This is a genomic window from Kosmotoga sp., assembly GCF_982836095.1.
The window spans coordinates 6,144-8,047 of sequence record NZ_CEYIHJ010000083.1 but is presented as its reverse complement, the minus strand read 5'-3'; the positions used below and the strand labels follow the sequence as shown (position 1 = coordinate 8,047).

At 43.3% G+C, this 1,904-nt stretch carries 1 protein-coding gene and 1 pseudogene; both read right to left on the bottom strand.

Features of this window, described 5'->3' with window-relative positions; genetic code table 11:
* Positions 1-64 precede the first annotated feature (64 nt).
* Positions 65-1,318, bottom strand: coding sequence for a phosphoribosylamine--glycine ligase (gene purD, locus AC3LHT_RS06545; protein ID WP_488662334.1), 1,254 nt, complete (start codon positions 1,316-1,318; stop codon positions 65-67).
* Positions 1,319-1,331: 13 nt separating this feature from the next.
* Positions 1,332-1,904, bottom strand: a pseudogene (gene purH / locus AC3LHT_RS06540) (bifunctional phosphoribosylaminoimidazolecarboxamide formyltransferase/IMP cyclohydrolase); the annotation flags it as partial.

Below are 1,904 nucleotides of genomic sequence, written 5' to 3'. Positions count from 1 at the left end.
TTTCAGAATTGAAATTTACACTCCTCAAATAATTCGTTTTAATCATATTTTTGCCTCCCTTGCTTTATTTTCCAATGTCCAGTCGGTAGTGTGCTCCTTCGAATTCTATTTGCTCTACTGCCTGATACGCCTTTTCACGGGCTTCGTTCAAGTCTTTTCCCAGAGCGGTTATTCCAAGAACCCTCCCACCAGCTGTGTATAATTCTCCTCCTTTGTTTTGAGTACCTGCATGAAAAACGCAAAGGTCCTCGCTTTCTATATTCTCAAGCCCAACAATGCGCTTCCCTTTTTCGTAGTTTCCAGGATATCCACCTGACGCCATAATCACACAAACAGCGTTTCTTTCATCCCAGCACAACTTTTGCTCTTCAAGCTTCTCATCTATAACAGAAAGCATCACTTCAACCAGATCGTTTTGCATTCGCGGTAGCAACACCTGTGTTTCCGGATCCCCAAAGCGGCAGTTGAATTCCAGAACTTTAACACCTTCATCTGTCAGCATAAGGCCAAAATACAGCACTCCTCTATAATCTATCCTCTCTTCTTTTAACGCCTTAAGTGTAGGAAACATGATCTTGTCCTTGAATTCTTTCTGGATTTCTGGCATATAGCCTTCAACTGGTGAAAGCGTTCCCATACCACCGGTATTAGGCCCTTTATCACCATCAAAAGCTCTCTTATAATCTCTAACACCTTCCATGGGTACAATTGTTTTGCCATCTACAAAACAAAGCATAGACAGTTCTCTACCATTGAGAAATTCCTCAATAACAACGCTTCTCCCTGCATCGCCAAAGCTCTTATCGAGAAATACCGTTTTGAGGACTTTTTCAGCTTCCGTTTGGTCATTGGCAATACTAACCCCCTTACCTGCCGCAAGACCGTCTACCTTTATCACCACAGGGAATCCAAAAGCCACCACGCTTTTCATGGCTTCATCATAGCTTGAACATACACAAAATTCTCCCGTGGGGATGTTATGTCTTTTCATGAATCTTTTAGCAAAGCTTTTACTTCCCTCAAGAAGTGCTGCTTTTTTCTTCGGTCCAAAGATCTTCAGACCGTTCTTTTCAAATAGATCTGCAATACCCATCACGAGAGGTATCTCTGTCCCAACTACTGTTAGGTCTATTGATTTGCTTTCAGCAAATTCCATTAGTTTTTGTATATCATCCGTCGCAATAGGCACACATTCTGCAAAAGGCTGCACTCCGGCGTTACCCGGCGCAACAAATATTTCATTTACTAGAGCGCTCTGCCCTATTTTCCAGGCTATTGCGGCTTCTCGACCGCCGCTTCCTATTATGAGCACTTTCATTTTTCTCACCCCATTAGTGTTTAAAATGTCTCATTCCTGTAAAAACCATGGCAATCCCGGCTTTATCCGCTGCATCAATGGATTCTCGATCCCGGATTGATCCTCCGGGTTGAATGATTGCCTTTATTCCAGCTTTTGCAGCGGTCTCAACCGAGTCTGAAAAAGGGAAGAAACCATCAGATGCGAGGACAGCACCTCCCACATTGAAACGGGATTGCCGGATCGCATTTTCTACAGCCCATATTCTATTGACTTGTCCTGGACCAATGCCCAATGTCTGGCCATTTTTCGCTACCACGATGCCATTTGATTTTGCGTGTTTGACCACCTTCCAGGCAAAAAGGAGATCTTTCATCGTTTCGCTGTTGGGAGCTTGCTTTGTAACTACTTTTAGTTCATCGACTATCACAGCTTCATCAGGCTCTTGCACAAGGAGACCACCATTTACCCTCTTCAGGTCCCATGATGATCTTTGCGCAATACTGTGATTCAGGTCAATTTCCAGGAGCCTGAGATTTTTCTTTTTTGTGAGTATTTCGAGGGCTTTTTCTGTATAGGAAGGCGCAATAATAATTTCAACGAAGAT